The organism is Priestia sp. 179-F W1.4 NHS (assembly GCF_045369295.1).
Lineage (GTDB): Bacteria > Bacillota > Bacilli > Bacillales > Bacillaceae_H > Priestia > Priestia zanthoxyli.
Map to the genome: position 1 here is coordinate 883,586 of NZ_JBIQFF010000001.1, position 12,987 is coordinate 896,572.

The following is a 12,987-nucleotide window of genomic DNA, read 5'->3' on the forward strand; positions in this document are numbered from 1 at the left end:
AAGTGTTTATTTATTATGAAGCACGTTATAAAGACGATCCGGGTAATTAGTAAACATGCCGGTTACGCCCCACTCGATAAGTGTTCTCATTTGTTTTTCATCATTTACTGTATACGGATGGACGTCTAAATCATACGAGCGAGCTTTTTGTACATATGGTTTTGTCAGCGTGTTTGCGTTAGGACCGATGCCGTTCGCGTACGTTTTAATTTGTCTGAACTGTTGATCTGTTAACATATTGGTTTGCTTGGAACGAATCAGTTGAATTAGTTTCATAGTAGGTCGGTATCGATGGACGGTTTTTAAGCTTTCAGGACTAAATGATTGTACAATAACATGATCAGTATGAATGTTGTACTTAGCCATCAGCGTTAACAATTCTTTTTCCATACCTGGATATTCATGAGGAGATTTTGTTTCAATATAATAGTTTGTTCGATTGCCAAACGTACGGAATATTTCTTCTAAGGTTGGAATAACGGCTTTTTTAGGACCTTTTCCTGCGTTCAAATGCTGAAGCTGCTTCACTGTATACTGTTTTACATATCCTGTTCCATTTGTCGTGCGGTCAATTTTGTAGTCATGAATGGCTACAAGCTGCTGATCTTTAGACATGTGAAGATCAAGTTCAATGTAATCCGCTTTTTGCTTGACGGCCGTGAGATAAGATTGCGTCGTATGCTCTGGCTCATATCCTGATGCGCCTCGATGAGCAATAATGGCTACTTTTTCTGCTTGAGTAGAAGCTGCCTGCGTATGTATAAACATAAAAATACCGCATAAACAAAAAGTGAGTGAGCTTACAAACCACCATTTTCGTCTCATATCAAAACTCCTTTTTATTGAGGGGTCGTGCATTAGTTTACCAGCGAGATGTTGTGTTCATATTAAGGCTGTGTAAATATTTAAATAAAACAAACCAGTGTGTAATTAAAAGTAATAAAGGCCGATGTTCAGTGAGAAACATCGGCTGTTTTTTCCGGGCGGAGGCTTGTATAAATAACGAGTCTGCGCTCATGAGTTTTCTGTTTATGATCAAATGTTCCCGTACAGGTGATTAAATTAAGCTGGTGTTGAAAAGTTGGACCGAAAATCTCTCTGATAGGAGCAGACTCTCGGGGGTAAGAAGCTTTATTGGTAACAACAAAGGCCAGCTGCTGACCTTGCTGATCGGTTACAAAAATTTCATCTCCTTTTGTGAGCTTGTCGAGATGATAGAAGATAGCGGGTCCTTTTTGGTCATCAACATGTCCTGCAATGACCGCATTTCCTTCCTCTCCGGGTCTTGCTCCAAGCTTAAACCATGCTACATCATGACCATTATCAGGAACGCTCATTTCACCTTGATTAGTAAGGCCCATTCCTTTTATAAAAGCCTTGATATGAAGCTTCGGAATAATAAGCTGAGATGGAAGAGGTGTAGAAGCGGTCCCTGAAGATTTCAAGGATTGAGCCGATTTTGTTTCAGCCATCTTCACAACAAAATCCGTCGAGCTGTTTGCAAATGCTGATTGGGCAAACCAGCTGCTCATGAATAGTATAAAAGAAAAGGTGAAAACCCCTCCTATCCATTTCATTCGCTTTCGTATCCTCTGTGACGACGAACAACAAATATAGCGACCGCTCCAATTCCCAATAAAGTAAGAACCGGCACAATTGAATTATAATTATCCTCTGAAGCACCGCCCATACCGGTTTTTGGCATTTCGGAAGGCATAGCGGTATTATCTTTTAATAACAGTGTTTCAAGGCTGTCGGCTTTGTTAATAGCGAGCACCGTGTAGACCGTGTTGGCTTCTAAATTAAGATTTGGAATTTCCAGTATTTTTTTATTGTCTTGACTAGTTGCAATGGTTAAATCATAAGTTCCGGCATCTACTTCAGAATAATTTGTCATTTGTTTAAAAGAAGTGTCTTTAAACAAAGTAGGGCCGTGATTAATACCTACATTAACAGCGGGAGCATCTGGAGAAAAGTGAGCAATTCGGATTTTACTCTTTCCTTTAGCTACGTTCATATCATCTTGAGCTACTTTTAATTCTAAGTGTGCAACTTGGTTAATAGCAGAAAGGGTATAGGCTTTGTTTGCTTCGACGGTTACATTAGTGGAAATGACAGGTTTTTCTTTTCCTTTTGTACCTATAGCATATACCTCTACTTTATGAGACCCCGCAGGTACCTTAAGGTAATCTGTCACATCTTTAAACGATGCGCCGACTACGATGCTTTGATTGTCCACATATATATCTACTTCAGGTGCATCAGGTGATGCATGCACAACTCGTATCATTGCCTCCTGCACAGCTGCAGAAGTGAAATTATCTGAAAAAGCTAGCAATAAAACTGCGAGTAAAGAAGCAGCAATAATCTTTACACGGTTCATAACGTTTTACTCTCCTTTTAATCTAAGTTTGTCCTGTTAATCTAATCCCGTATGAAAAGTGGTCGGGGTGCATTCACTTTTGAACGTACTCGGGCATTTATTCACTTGTTATCATCTACAATTTTATCCAATATATGCATAATTTATTTCATTAGATGAAATTTTTGTAAAAGAGCAGATGAATAGTTTGAATTTTATGATAATATTAAAATATAGCGTTTAGTTAGTAACTGATGTCTCTATCACAAAAAGGAGGGGAAGTTATGTGCTGCAAACGAATCATGAAATAAAAAAGGTTGTTCATCGTTCGCTATCAGCTAAAATGATTGTAAAGCGTATGCTATTTATTTTAGTGGGGGCCCTTTTAATGGCCGTCGGGCTAGAATTTTTTCTTGTCCCTAATGAGGTTATTGACGGTGGAATTGTAGGTATATCTATTATTTTATCCCACTTAACGGATGTTCAAATCGGCTTTTATATCTTCGTATTAAATCTTCCATTCTTTTTTATTGGATACAAGCAAATTGGAAAAACATTTGCGCTATCTACGCTATTAGGTGTTATCATTCTATCCATTGCTACCTCTATTTTTCACGACTTGCCGGTCTTAACAGGCGACCCTCTTTTAGCAACTGTGTTTGGCGGAATTGTTCTCGGTGTGGGAGTAGGAATTGTTATTCGATACGGAGGTTCTTTAGACGGCACCGAGATATTAGCTATTTTATTTAATAAGCGTACGCCGTTCTCCGTAGGTGAGACGATTATGTTTTTTAATTTATTTATTTTGGGAAGTGCCGGTTTTGTATTTGGCTGGGATCGCGCTATGTATTCTTTAATGGCTTACTTCATTGCTTTTAAAACGATTGACATTGTGATTCAAGGTTTAGATGAGTCCAAGTCAGCTTGGATTATTAGCGAACAATATGAACAAATTGGTGAAGCAATCCTTGCTCGTTTAGGGAGAGGCGTCACGTATTTAAACGGGGAAGGTGCGTATACGGGAGATGATAAAAAAGTGATTTTTTGTGTTATTACCAGGCTTGAAGAAGCAAAGTTAAAAGCGATTATCGATGAGATAGATCCATCTGCTTTTTTTGCTGTAGCAGCTATTGCTGAAGTCAGGGGAGGAAGGTTTAAGAAACGAGATATTCATTAATGAAGGTTGTCTGCTAATGAGACTGCCCCTTATTATAGCTTACAGCCGAATTTTTAGCTTTTTCTGCTTGATTGTTTGTAATGGTTTACGTTACTTTTGCTGCTTCATGCATATTGAGCCCCTCTTTTTTCTTGTATGTCTTTGAAACAAACATGTAAAATGTCTAAAAGATATAAAAAGAGTACATAGTAAAAAAACAGAAAGAGGGAGTGACATGAAAAAAACGTTAAAAATACTAGGAGTCAGTCTTGCCGTTCTTGTTGCAGTAACCGCGGCTTTTTTTGTTATATGGTCGGGTTTTGATTATGAACCTTCAAAACAGCTTCACTCACTGGTAGATGAGAAAAAAGTAGTGAAAAAAGACGATTATTACGTATTTAAGCCTCAAACGAACAAAGAGATAAAGGCCGGCTATATTATTTATCAAGGTGCTAAAGTAGAGCCGTTAGCATATGGCTATTATGCTCAGCAAATTGCAAATGAAGGATATCTTGTTGCTGTTGTAGATTCTCCGTTTAATATGAGCTTCTTTAGTCAAAATAAAGCGACGGATATTGTGAAGAGCTACCCGAAGATTGCCGCATGGTTTATCGGAGGGCATTCCCTTGGAGGAGTGAGTGCAGCGTCTTATGCGTATGATCATCAAAACTCAATAAAAGGCTTAGTTCTTTTAGCATCGTATCCGATGAATAAAAATGATTTTTCAACCTCCACTTACCCTATTTTGTCTTTAACCGGTGAGAAAGATGGTTTGTCGACGCCTGAAAAAATTAAAGAAACCAAGCATTTACTTTCAAAAAATACGGAGCTGGTCCAAGTAAAAGGAGCTAATCACGCACAGTTTGGAATGTACGGGAAACAAAAAGGCGACAACAAAGCCAGTATTTCTCCTAAAGAGCAGCAGGATGAGCTAGTAAAAAGAACGGTCAAGTGGTTAAACAGTCAAATGAAAAAGTCCGTCAGTAACTAACTGACGGACTTTTTTTCTTTTTTTGGAAATAATACTTGAAAAAATAACCAGTTAGTTATATAGTTAGTTACATGAGTAATGAACCACTTAAGTGAGGTAGTCAAAATGAAACAATCATTAGATCATCAGCGACCAATTTTTCAACAAATCAAAGAAACCATCGAAGAGAATATTTTGAATGATGCTTTTCCAGAAGAAGAAAGAGTACCGTCTACGAATGAATTTGCCAAAATGTATCGCATTAACCCTGCAACGGCAGCTAAAGGAATTAATCAGCTAGTTGACCACGGAATATTGTATAAAAAGAGAGGGATCGGGATGTTTGTATGTGCGGGTGCCAAAGAAGTGTTGCTTACACAAAGAAAAGAAGAATTTTATAACCGTTTTATCGTTCCGCTGAAAAAAGAAGCACAGCATTTAGGAATTACGGTAACCGAGTTAAAAGAGCTGTTAGACAAGGGGGAAATAGAATGAATATAGAAGCGCAGCTGTTAAATAAATGCTACGGATCTAAGCAAGTGTTAAAGGATATTTCACTTACGCTAGCACAAAATAAAATATACGGACTGCTAGGTAGAAACGGAGCGGGTAAAACGACTCTGATGCAAATTGTAGCCGGACATATTCCAGTTACAACAGGAGAGGTAAAAGTGGGAAATCAATCTCCGTTTGAAAACCGCTCTGTTCTACAAAACATCTGCTTAATTAACGAAAGCGGAAATTTCAAAAAAACATTAAAAGTCAAAGACGTGCTAAAAATTGCCTCCTTTTTTTATCCTTATTGGAGCCAGGAAGCTGCTGAGAGGCTTATGGAAGAGTTCGATTTAGATTGTAATAGGAAAGTGAAAGCATTGTCTAAAGGTATGGAATCAGCGTTAGGAATTATTGTTGGGTTATCTTCTCGCACAAGCATCACAATTTTTGATGAACCTTATATTGGACTTGATGCTGCGATGCGAGCGCGCTTTTATGAGCTTTTATTGGATGAATATGAAGAATATCCACGCACGTTCATTATTTCAACGCACTTAATTGATGAAGTAAGTAATTTGTTTGAAGAAGTACTTATTATGCAAAAAGGAAAGCTAATTCTTCAGGATACAGCAGAAAATTTGCAACAGCGCTGTGTAAGTGTGAAAGGACCTAAAAGTCAAATTGAAGAATATGAAAAAGGAAAGCAAGTCATCCATGAACAAGTATTCGGGGGAGAGAAAAAAATAGTGCTGTTTAATGAAGATATTTATGCTGAAGAACTTGTCGACAGTTCGTTTCATGTAGAAGCCGTTCACATACAGGATATTATGATTTATCTTACAGCCAATCGTGGAGGTGTAGCGTAATGAAAGGACAGTTTGCAGCCATTAGTTATTCGCTCTACGTTGAACTAAAGTATTTAATGATTCGCTTTTGGACGATTCTGCTAGCTTTTGTTGCAGTAGATATTTTAGTGTTCAGTCAGGTGAATGAGCATCTTCTGTTAGTAACAAGTATGCCGCAGTATATCTTTTCAGGTATTGTAAGTTTTATTATCATTCGAAAAAGTTTTTCCTTTTGCTTAAAGTTAGGAGCTACCCGTAAAGCATATCTTTCAACGATGACCTGTGTTTTTGCTCTATTTGCAATTGTAATGTCTTTTATCAATGTTGTCATCATGAGCATTTCAATGAAGGTGATTAATAGTTTGAATTTAATGAATGTTCAGCTTTATTATGCAAGTGATTTTATCTTCCATGATCCTACTCTCGCTGTTCACTTTTTAACGGACGCTGTCTTTATCTTTTTTATTACAGCAGCCGCGTGTTTGCTTGGCAGCATCGTTTACAAATTCGGGCAAACAGGAGGGATGATCACCGGAGCTGTTTTAATTTTACTATTTACCATTCCAGTGACAAAAGAACCGGTTATTCATTTTATAAAAAGCTTTTCGAGCGGCTCGTTGGTACTTACATTCGGAACAATGGTTATCGTAAGCTTCCTACTCTTTCTTATCAACTGGCTGTTTTTAAAAAAAGCGTCTCCTGTTCATCAAGCCTAATAAAAAAAAGCAATCATTCCTTTACTGAATGATTGCTTTTTTACTGTACTTTTTTTGAACAAGCTGCATCAATATCTAGAATCCAGTCGTGAAACTTTTGCTGAAGCAGTTGAAGAGAAGACTGATTGTTCGATACAATGTCCAGTCCGCGCTCATCGTATAGGTGGAAGATGGTTTCTTTATTCAAATTCACAATGTAACACTCTTCTTCAATAGCAGGATGAATATGAAGATCACGGTTGGCAATTGATTGTAAAAGAAGTTTTTCTTTCACATCATTTGTTTTACAAGCAATAATATACTCAGCGTTATTTAATAATGCTACGGATTGAACTTCCTGCTTCTTCAGGCGAGAGCGAATGAATTTTTTAATAGCTGTTTCTTTTTTCTTTTTTAAGAGTAAATCATCCTGTGCAGCATTCGCTTTGAAAACAAGCAGCAGCTCATCATTTTTTTCATGGAGTGTCTCAAAAATTTCATAAGCGCGTGCGTACACATTTTTCATGTATTCTCGTTCCCATACGCCTTTTTGATTGGTAAGCGTAAAGCGGATACCAGCGGGCGCGTTATAAAAAAGAGGTCTTTTCATTTGAACATTTGGAAACATTGTTGTTAAGTATGATTGAAGCCGCATTGTGGTCATACGCAACACCTCATTTAGTTTAGTCCTGACTTAATATGTTGAATTTAGTCTATCACGTGATTAGCTAAATTTGTAAAGAAGTAATGTTATTTAATCAAAAGGTAACCAAACTGTTATATTTTGTTGATTTTGCATTATTTCTTTACACAACCTTTGCGGATGAACAGGTTTTTTCATACGGCTGTCGTATTACTTAACGTAGTAACGACGTGAAGAAAGGGTGATAGACGGTGAAAAAACAGCTTTTTCTTATTTCAATTGTTACAGCTGCTTTCTTTGTGCTTATTTTTCACAAAACGATCTTTCAAGAAGGTAATCCTCTTCCCATTGCATGGAGTATTGTAAAATTAAAGTCCTCAGGTGAAGATGTTGTTCAAATATCTGATAAGCCTAAGAGGTACCTCATTCATTCAAATGACTATTTAACGTTTATTAAACAAATGAAAAAGAAAAAAGTGAATTTTCAATATCAAGACGATAAAAAGTTTTATTTTAATAACGACGATGAACGCCAGCTGTTCGTCAGCAAAAACTATACCGATAAGTTCACGATTATGGAACTAAAGAAAAAAGAGCTGACTGAAGCTGGCGTTGAGTAATAAGACTAATCTCTGCCCTGTGTCCCAAAATCTTTAATTTGAACATGAACATGATAGTCGATGGTTGACTGGCTAAATATTTCATCCCATTCATGCTGATGTTTTTTCCAAAAATGAGGATAATGAATTCGTACGTAATCATGCAGGTCAATCACATCAGCTTTGTAGTTATTTTGCAGTAAGCCGAGTGTTTTTTTCGCGTCTTTTCGAATGATTTTTTCTATTTTTTTTTCGATCTTTTTTACATTAGAGGCGGCAAGAGACTGTTTTGAAGTCTCCCAATCTTCTGATAGTCTGCCTCTTGTTTGGACGTTGATGTCAAAATGAACGGAGTGATTTGAATCAATGCGGGCCTTCACATCTTGCTGAACATCTCCGATTTCATAGGAAAAGGGATATGGACCGTGTTTGCCGTAAATAATTCCGCCTTTAATATTCCCCGTTAACCACGTTAAAGCCTCTACTTGGTGCTGAGTTAAGATGAATTTTGCTTTTTTATCTTTTATAATTGCCGCACCGTCTAGTTCAACGCTGTTTTTTATTTTAGAAAGCCGCTGTATTAAAAAGCTTTGATCTGTTTTTAACTTAGCCGATAGCTCTCCCATGGTTAAGGGATTTAGAATTTTATTCGTTTTGAATTTATTGTAAACAAGCTCGTAAATTAAGTTGACTGGAGGCACAGACATTCCTTGAATCGTTAAAACGTTTTTAGCATCGCCTTTTGTAACAAACGCAAGGCTGCTGCGCCGTATTTCATTATCACGGACAAACTGATTGATAAGCGCATCCAGAGGGATCGTCTTGCTTGCTTTTTCTCCTATTAAAAGTGCTCGCTGATGCTGGCTGTATATAGGGTCAGATTTCAGCGAAATATTTCGCGTGATTTCATGAATGGTAGGACCAGCTGTTGTAATGTTCTTGTATGGAATGGAAGAAGACATATTTCCGGATTCCGTTTCGGTCAACGTTTGATGAGTCAGCACAAGTTGATTTTTTCCTGTTTTTGGTTCGATTTTTGGTGTAATATCCATTGCCACTCCTATAACAAGAGCAAGTTGTTCAATATTCCGATGGCTCATACAGCCGCATAATAAAAAAACGGTCATCATGACAGGAAGACATTTTTTCGTCATTTGAACACAACCTTTTTTATTTTCATTAACGTGCTGAAAAAAAGAGGGATAACTAAAAATGTCACTAAAAATGCCCAGCCTAATACCGTTGAAAAATGGGACACGTCGCTTGCTGTTTTGGGGGCTAACGAGCTCATAAATAAAATGGGCACAAGAAAGATAATATTGGTAGTTGATCGGTTTTTGAAAATCTTTTTAAATCCTGAAACAGCCAAAAAGAAATACATTACAAAGGTTAAAAAAAACTGAAGAAGCCAGACAATAAGTAAAAATAATTCAAGCCTCTCAAAGAAAATTCCTTTTACTTCATGCGTCTGAACAAATTCAATCGTAGGCCAAACGGTTGTTTTTACTTCCGGAACGGATAAAGCGCCTACAACTAATACGTAAGTGATAATATATAAAAGTAAAGGAATAGAAAATCCGATGATCGAAACTTTTCGTAAGTGATTTTTATTTTTCATATGCTTCGGAAGAAATACAATGGTTTCAATCCCTAAAAAAGAAACAGAGACGGTTGTAAAGGCAGCAAGAAGCGGGCTGAATCCGTCAGCTAATACAGGCTGCAAGTTTTTTAAATCCACCATACCGATGCTAAGAGCGTATAAGGTAAGAAGAATGATGACCGTTACAGGAAAACACAGTGCCATTACTTTTCCAATAGAATCAATACCTCCCGTGATTAAATAAACGCCTGTCAAAATAAACGAAAGAATAATTAATTCAATGGGCATCGTTTCCAGTAAATAAAAATGAATCATTTCTGCCATAGCTCTTACTTCAAAACTTGCTACAGATGTAAAATAAACGACCATAGCAAAGTTGAAGATATTCCCAATTATCTTGCCGGTTACTTCCTGTGTAAAATCAAACATACAGCTGATTGTAAAATACTTAACCATCCAGACTAAAAAAAGAACAATTCCAATAAACAAAAGACCGTCCATAATCAGTACAATCCATCCGTCTGCATTATTTGTCTGGTTTGTAATACTGCTTGGCAGTGTTAATAAACCGACGCCAAGCATAGTTGAAGAAATAATTGAAATGGCGTAAAAATCTGAAAGAAGCTTGCTTGATTGTGATTGTTGCATATGGTCCTCCTTTTGTTAGTTTTGTTTTGATTTATTTTTAGACTGTTTTAGGCTTTTGTTTGGAAGACGAACATAAGAGTCTTTCCACGCTTTTTTATTTAACGCAAAAAACGGTTTAAAGTAGGCTATACCAAAACTTTCGAGTTTGGTTAAATGGATGACGAGCACAAGAAAAAACATGGAAACGCCGTATAATCCAAAAATTGCTGCAATCATCATAGATACGAAACGCAAAATTCGAAACGAAAGGCCAATTCCGTACTGAGGAACGGTAAAGGACGCGATTGCCGACACAGATACAACAATAATCATCACAGAACTAACGATATGTGCTTCTACCGCTGCTTGACCAATCACAACCCCTCCTACAAGTCCAACTGTTTGTCCAACAGGAGTAGGGAGACGCAGCCCGGCTTCGCGCAACAATTCAAGCGTCACTTCCATGACCACTGCTTCGATAAAAGGAGAAAAAGGAACGTTTTCTCGTGTGGCTGCAATAGTAATAGCCAGCTCTGTCGGAAGCAGACCTTGGTTAAACGAAACGAGTGAAATATAAATAGCTGAAAAGAACAACGTAATAAAAATAGACAAGTATCTCAGCAATCTTAGCAATGAACCCGCTATCCATCTTTCGTAATAATCATCGGGTGATTTCATAATCATATCGAAAGTTGTAGGCACTAAAAGAGCAAAAGGAGAGCCATCTACTAAAATGGCTACTCGCCCTTCATTCACCGCGGCGAGAACCCGATCCGGTCTTTCTGTATTTTGCACTTGAGGGAACGGTGAGTAGGGTGCTTCTTCTAAAAATTCTTCAATCATTCCTGAGTCTTGAATGTTATCTAAAGGAATGTCTAATAATTTCTCTCGGACTTGATTCACGATGTGAGTTTGACAGTGTTTATTATGAAAAACGATACTTGTTCGATGTTCCTTTGTATTTCCAATGTAAATGTCTTCAATAACCATTTCTTCTTCGGTAGAACGCTGCCTTAAAAGACCAAGGTTTTCATCTAAGTTTTCGATAAGCGCAATTTTAGGGCCACGCACTACTTTTTCTGTTGTAGGTTCACTTAAAGAGCGCTGTTTGGTCATAGACATATTCAGCGAATATGCCGTGGTGCTTTCGCTAATGAACAGCAAGGGCTGACCTTTAAAAAAACATGAGATCGCTTGCTTGTATGTATAAACTTCTTTGTCTTTAATGACAGAAATAAACGAATCGATGTCATCGAGTGTTTGCGTTTCACTTTTTGCTTTGGTCTCAACAATATGCTGAGTGAGATTATCAAGTTTTTCTCCGTCGACTAATCCTTGGAGATAAATAATGCATATATATTTTGTGGGGGACAGCCATAATTTTTTGGAACCAACATCTGTATTTTGACCCACCAAATCTAGAAACGTTTGAACGGTGTAGTCTGCATTGGGCTGAAATTTTGAATCAAGCATAAATAAACTCACCGCCTGTTGTGTTAATGAGCTTAGTGTTTACGATGTAAAAACGAGTTATGCGAAAAATGTGGAAGAATAGAAAAGATATGTTATGGTAAAGAAAAGAGGTGATGGTATGCTACATTCATTTACGTTAAAAACGAATAAGCGTGACGAAATGATCGACGTTACGAGTCAGGTACAAGCAGTAATAAGAACAAAAGGATTAAAAGAAGGGGCTGTAGTTGTTTACTGTCCTCATACAACCGCTGGTATAACAATTAATGAAAATGCGGATCCCGATGTAAAAACGGATATGATCCGACGCTTCGATGAAGTATATCCTTGGGAACATAAGTTAGATCTTCATATGGAAGGAAATACGGCGGCACATCTCAAAGCGAGCACGGTCGGCCCCTCTCAGCATATAATCATTCACGATGGGCAGCTGCTGCTAGGAACGTGGCAAGGAATTTATTTTTGTGAGTTTGATGGACCGAGGACTCGTACGTATTATGTGAAAATTTTATCCCTACAATAACTTTTTTTCATACGTCATTGTCCAACTTTTTTCTGAAAATTGTTATAAAACAAAGTTAGTTTAATATAAATGTTATATAACAGTTAAAGGGAGAGATTGAACAATGGAAAAGATAGGTGCAGAACAAGAAACAGTAAAAAAAGAAAACGAAAAAACAAATTTTACATGGGTGGAAGAATACCCAACTATTTTAGACATTGTCAACGAGTATTACAGTACGTGTCGGTAAAGTGAAGAGACTGAGACAAAATTATTTTTATTGAAAGAAGATCCGAATGAGTTAGATTCTTGCTGGAGAATCCAACGCATTCGGATTTTTTCATTGATATAGTGAACGTAGATTTTATGTATGTAGACGAGGAGGCTCATCAGCCTCCTGGGGAAAGCGAAGTCTTACAAGGAAATCAACAGCAACATAACAAGCAGTTGAGATCATTTATCTCGTTTGTTCGTCTTTGGATTGGAATAATTTAGTTAGGTCTTAATATCTTTTTTATAAAAAAGATATAATAGTAGCAATTTTTCTAAAAGGTTTAATATAATAAATATTAGGGTACTGAATTGTATGAAATAAAGATAAAACGCATCGTTTCATACTATTTCCTTTTTTACCGCTAGTATAGCCTTGAAGAAAAAGTTTCATTTGATATACTAACTATACGCTTAGTCTTTAAGAGAAAGATGAAGATTCATTGTCATTGTTACACGCAGTGAATGAGCTGCCTTTGCTTGGCGAAAACGTCGTACAAACAAAGACAGATAGCGAATTGTTTTGGGTGCGTTCATTTAGTTCAAAACAGGGAGGCGATTAGTCTATGTTACTTGTACGTATGGCCATGATTGGTTTCTTTTCATTAACAGCCATATCATTGTTTTCTTTTCAGTCCGTTGAAATTATCCATGCCATTATGGACTTTTTTTCATCAGCTGATAAGTACTAAAAAACGATATCTTTTTTAAATAAAAAGCGGATAACCCTTAGGGGGCTATCCGTCAAAA

17 protein-coding genes are annotated in these 12,987 nt (G+C 37.1%); 10 read left to right on the forward strand and 7 right to left on the reverse strand.

Annotation, left to right across the window (positions count from 1 at the left end):
- Positions 1-6 precede the first annotated feature (6 nt).
- The 3 genes from ACH0CI_RS04495 to ACH0CI_RS04505 form a co-directional block, all read right to left on the reverse strand.
- Entirely contained in the window at positions 7-825 is an 819-nt protein-coding gene (locus ACH0CI_RS04495; protein ID WP_406900921.1) for a glycerophosphodiester phosphodiesterase family protein, read from the reverse strand.
- 128 nt (positions 826-953) lie between these two features.
- Positions 954-1,577 (reverse strand): class F sortase, encoded by a 624-nt coding sequence (locus ACH0CI_RS04500; protein WP_028415098.1) that lies wholly within the window; start codon positions 1,575-1,577, stop codon positions 954-956.
- Complete coding sequence (locus ACH0CI_RS04505) at positions 1,574-2,383, reverse strand: DUF4397 domain-containing protein (protein ID WP_335707712.1); 810 nt, start codon at positions 2,381-2,383, stop codon at positions 1,574-1,576. The genes ACH0CI_RS04500 and ACH0CI_RS04505 overlap by 4 nt, the downstream gene beginning before the upstream one ends.
- 265 nt (positions 2,384-2,648) lie before the next feature.
- On the opposite strand from ACH0CI_RS04505, the gene ACH0CI_RS04510 reads away from it, so the two are divergent.
- The 5 genes from ACH0CI_RS04510 (at position 2,649) to ACH0CI_RS04530 (ending at position 6,544) form a co-directional block, all read left to right on the forward strand.
- Positions 2,649-3,539 (forward strand): YitT family protein, encoded by an 891-nt coding sequence (locus tag ACH0CI_RS04510; RefSeq protein WP_013058693.1) that lies wholly within the window; start codon positions 2,649-2,651, stop codon positions 3,537-3,539.
- Positions 3,540-3,753: 214 nt separating this feature from the next.
- Positions 3,754-4,509 carry an alpha/beta family hydrolase gene (locus ACH0CI_RS04515; protein WP_033579868.1) on the forward strand — a complete coding sequence of 252 codons (756 nt, stop codon included), beginning with the start codon at positions 3,754-3,756 and terminating at the stop codon, positions 4,507-4,509.
- Positions 4,510-4,614: 105 nt separating this feature from the next.
- The gene (locus ACH0CI_RS04520; protein ID WP_028415095.1) at positions 4,615-4,983 is read left to right on the forward strand and encodes a GntR family transcriptional regulator; all 369 of its coding nucleotides are present in this window, start codon (positions 4,615-4,617) and stop codon (positions 4,981-4,983) included.
- Positions 4,980-5,849 carry an ABC transporter ATP-binding protein gene (locus ACH0CI_RS04525; protein ID WP_028415094.1) on the forward strand — a complete coding sequence of 290 codons (870 nt, stop codon included), beginning with the start codon at positions 4,980-4,982 and terminating at the stop codon, positions 5,847-5,849. The genes ACH0CI_RS04520 and ACH0CI_RS04525 overlap by 4 nt, the downstream gene beginning before the upstream one ends.
- Positions 5,849-6,544: a hypothetical protein gene (locus ACH0CI_RS04530; protein WP_335707710.1), complete on the forward strand. Its 696-nt coding sequence runs from the start codon at positions 5,849-5,851 to the stop codon at positions 6,542-6,544. The genes ACH0CI_RS04525 and ACH0CI_RS04530 overlap by 1 nt, the downstream gene beginning before the upstream one ends.
- A gap of 40 nt (positions 6,545-6,584) precedes the next feature.
- On the opposite strand, the gene ACH0CI_RS04535 is transcribed toward ACH0CI_RS04530, so the two are convergent.
- Positions 6,585-7,187 carry a DUF3885 domain-containing protein gene (locus ACH0CI_RS04535; RefSeq protein ID WP_013058688.1) on the reverse strand — a complete coding sequence of 201 codons (603 nt, stop codon included), beginning with the start codon at positions 7,185-7,187 and terminating at the stop codon, positions 6,585-6,587.
- A 230-nt stretch (positions 7,188-7,417) separates the two neighbouring features.
- On the opposite strand from ACH0CI_RS04535, the gene ACH0CI_RS04540 reads away from it, so the two are divergent.
- Entirely contained in the window at positions 7,418-7,786 is a 369-nt protein-coding gene (locus ACH0CI_RS04540; RefSeq protein ID WP_335707709.1) for a hypothetical protein, read from the forward strand.
- Positions 7,787-7,791: 5 nt separating this feature from the next.
- On the opposite strand, the gene ACH0CI_RS04545 is transcribed toward ACH0CI_RS04540, so the two are convergent.
- Genes ACH0CI_RS04545 through ACH0CI_RS04555 form a run of 3 tightly spaced genes read right to left on the reverse strand, consistent with a single transcriptional unit; the run spans position 7,792 to position 11,465 of the window.
- Positions 7,792-8,919, reverse strand: a complete 1,128-nt coding sequence (locus ACH0CI_RS04545) for a Ger(x)C family spore germination protein (protein ID WP_274862905.1) — start codon at positions 8,917-8,919, stop codon at positions 7,792-7,794.
- On the reverse strand, positions 8,916-10,013 hold the full coding sequence (locus ACH0CI_RS04550; RefSeq protein WP_098113576.1) for a GerAB/ArcD/ProY family transporter: 1,098 nt from the start codon (positions 10,011-10,013) through the stop codon (positions 8,916-8,918). Before ACH0CI_RS04550 ends, ACH0CI_RS04545 begins: the two co-directional genes overlap by 4 nt.
- A gap of 15 nt (positions 10,014-10,028) precedes the next feature.
- Complete coding sequence (locus ACH0CI_RS04555; RefSeq protein ID WP_335707707.1) at positions 10,029-11,465, reverse strand: spore germination protein; 1,437 nt, start codon at positions 11,463-11,465, stop codon at positions 10,029-10,031.
- Positions 11,466-11,583: 118 nt separating this feature from the next.
- On the opposite strand from ACH0CI_RS04555, the gene ACH0CI_RS04560 reads away from it, so the two are divergent.
- From ACH0CI_RS04560 to ACH0CI_RS04575, 4 genes are all read left to right on the forward strand, one after another.
- Positions 11,584-11,988 (forward strand): secondary thiamine-phosphate synthase enzyme YjbQ, encoded by a 405-nt coding sequence (locus tag ACH0CI_RS04560; protein ID WP_033579874.1) that lies wholly within the window; start codon positions 11,584-11,586, stop codon positions 11,986-11,988.
- Between the two features lie 103 nt (positions 11,989-12,091).
- On the forward strand, positions 12,092-12,217 hold the full coding sequence (locus ACH0CI_RS04565) for a hypothetical protein (RefSeq protein WP_016765283.1): 126 nt from the start codon (positions 12,092-12,094) through the stop codon (positions 12,215-12,217).
- Between the two features lie 59 nt (positions 12,218-12,276).
- Entirely contained in the window at positions 12,277-12,462 is a 186-nt protein-coding gene (locus ACH0CI_RS04570; RefSeq protein ID WP_335707705.1) for a hypothetical protein, read from the forward strand.
- Between the two features lie 341 nt (positions 12,463-12,803).
- Positions 12,804-12,929, forward strand: a complete 126-nt coding sequence (locus tag ACH0CI_RS04575) for a hypothetical protein (RefSeq protein WP_013058681.1) — start codon at positions 12,804-12,806, stop codon at positions 12,927-12,929.
- Positions 12,930-12,987 lie beyond the last annotated feature (58 nt).

Excerpts from the sequence above, each read along its gene's own strand:
- ACH0CI_RS04495 (WP_406900921.1), bottom strand. The coding sequence starts at position 825 with ATGAGACGAAAATGGTGGTTTGTAAGCTCACTCACTTTTTGTTTATGC.
- ACH0CI_RS04575 (WP_013058681.1), top strand. The coding sequence starts at position 12,804 with ATGTTACTTGTACGTATGGCCATGATTGGTTTCTTTTCATTAACAGCC.
- ACH0CI_RS04505 (WP_335707712.1), bottom strand. The coding sequence starts at position 2,383 with ATGAACCGTGTAAAGATTATTGCTGCTTCTTTACTCGCAGTTTTATTG.
- ACH0CI_RS04565 (WP_016765283.1), top strand. The coding sequence starts at position 12,092 with ATGGAAAAGATAGGTGCAGAACAAGAAACAGTAAAAAAAGAAAACGAA.
- ACH0CI_RS04525 (WP_028415094.1), top strand. The coding sequence starts at position 4,980 with ATGAATATAGAAGCGCAGCTGTTAAATAAATGCTACGGATCTAAGCAA.
- ACH0CI_RS04520 (WP_028415095.1), top strand. The coding sequence starts at position 4,615 with ATGAAACAATCATTAGATCATCAGCGACCAATTTTTCAACAAATCAAA.
- ACH0CI_RS04550 (WP_098113576.1), bottom strand. The coding sequence starts at position 10,013 with ATGCAACAATCACAATCAAGCAAGCTTCTTTCAGATTTTTACGCCATT.
- ACH0CI_RS04535 (WP_013058688.1), bottom strand. The coding sequence starts at position 7,187 with ATGACCACAATGCGGCTTCAATCATACTTAACAACAATGTTTCCAAAT.
- ACH0CI_RS04555 (WP_335707707.1), bottom strand. The coding sequence starts at position 11,465 with ATGCTTGATTCAAAATTTCAGCCCAATGCAGACTACACCGTTCAAACG.
- ACH0CI_RS04515 (WP_033579868.1), top strand. The coding sequence starts at position 3,754 with ATGAAAAAAACGTTAAAAATACTAGGAGTCAGTCTTGCCGTTCTTGTT.
- ACH0CI_RS04545 (WP_274862905.1), bottom strand. The coding sequence starts at position 8,919 with ATGACGAAAAAATGTCTTCCTGTCATGATGACCGTTTTTTTATTATGC.
- ACH0CI_RS04560 (WP_033579874.1), top strand. The coding sequence starts at position 11,584 with ATGCTACATTCATTTACGTTAAAAACGAATAAGCGTGACGAAATGATC.
- ACH0CI_RS04530 (WP_335707710.1), top strand. The coding sequence starts at position 5,849 with ATGAAAGGACAGTTTGCAGCCATTAGTTATTCGCTCTACGTTGAACTA.
- ACH0CI_RS04500 (WP_028415098.1), bottom strand. The coding sequence starts at position 1,577 with ATGAAATGGATAGGAGGGGTTTTCACCTTTTCTTTTATACTATTCATG.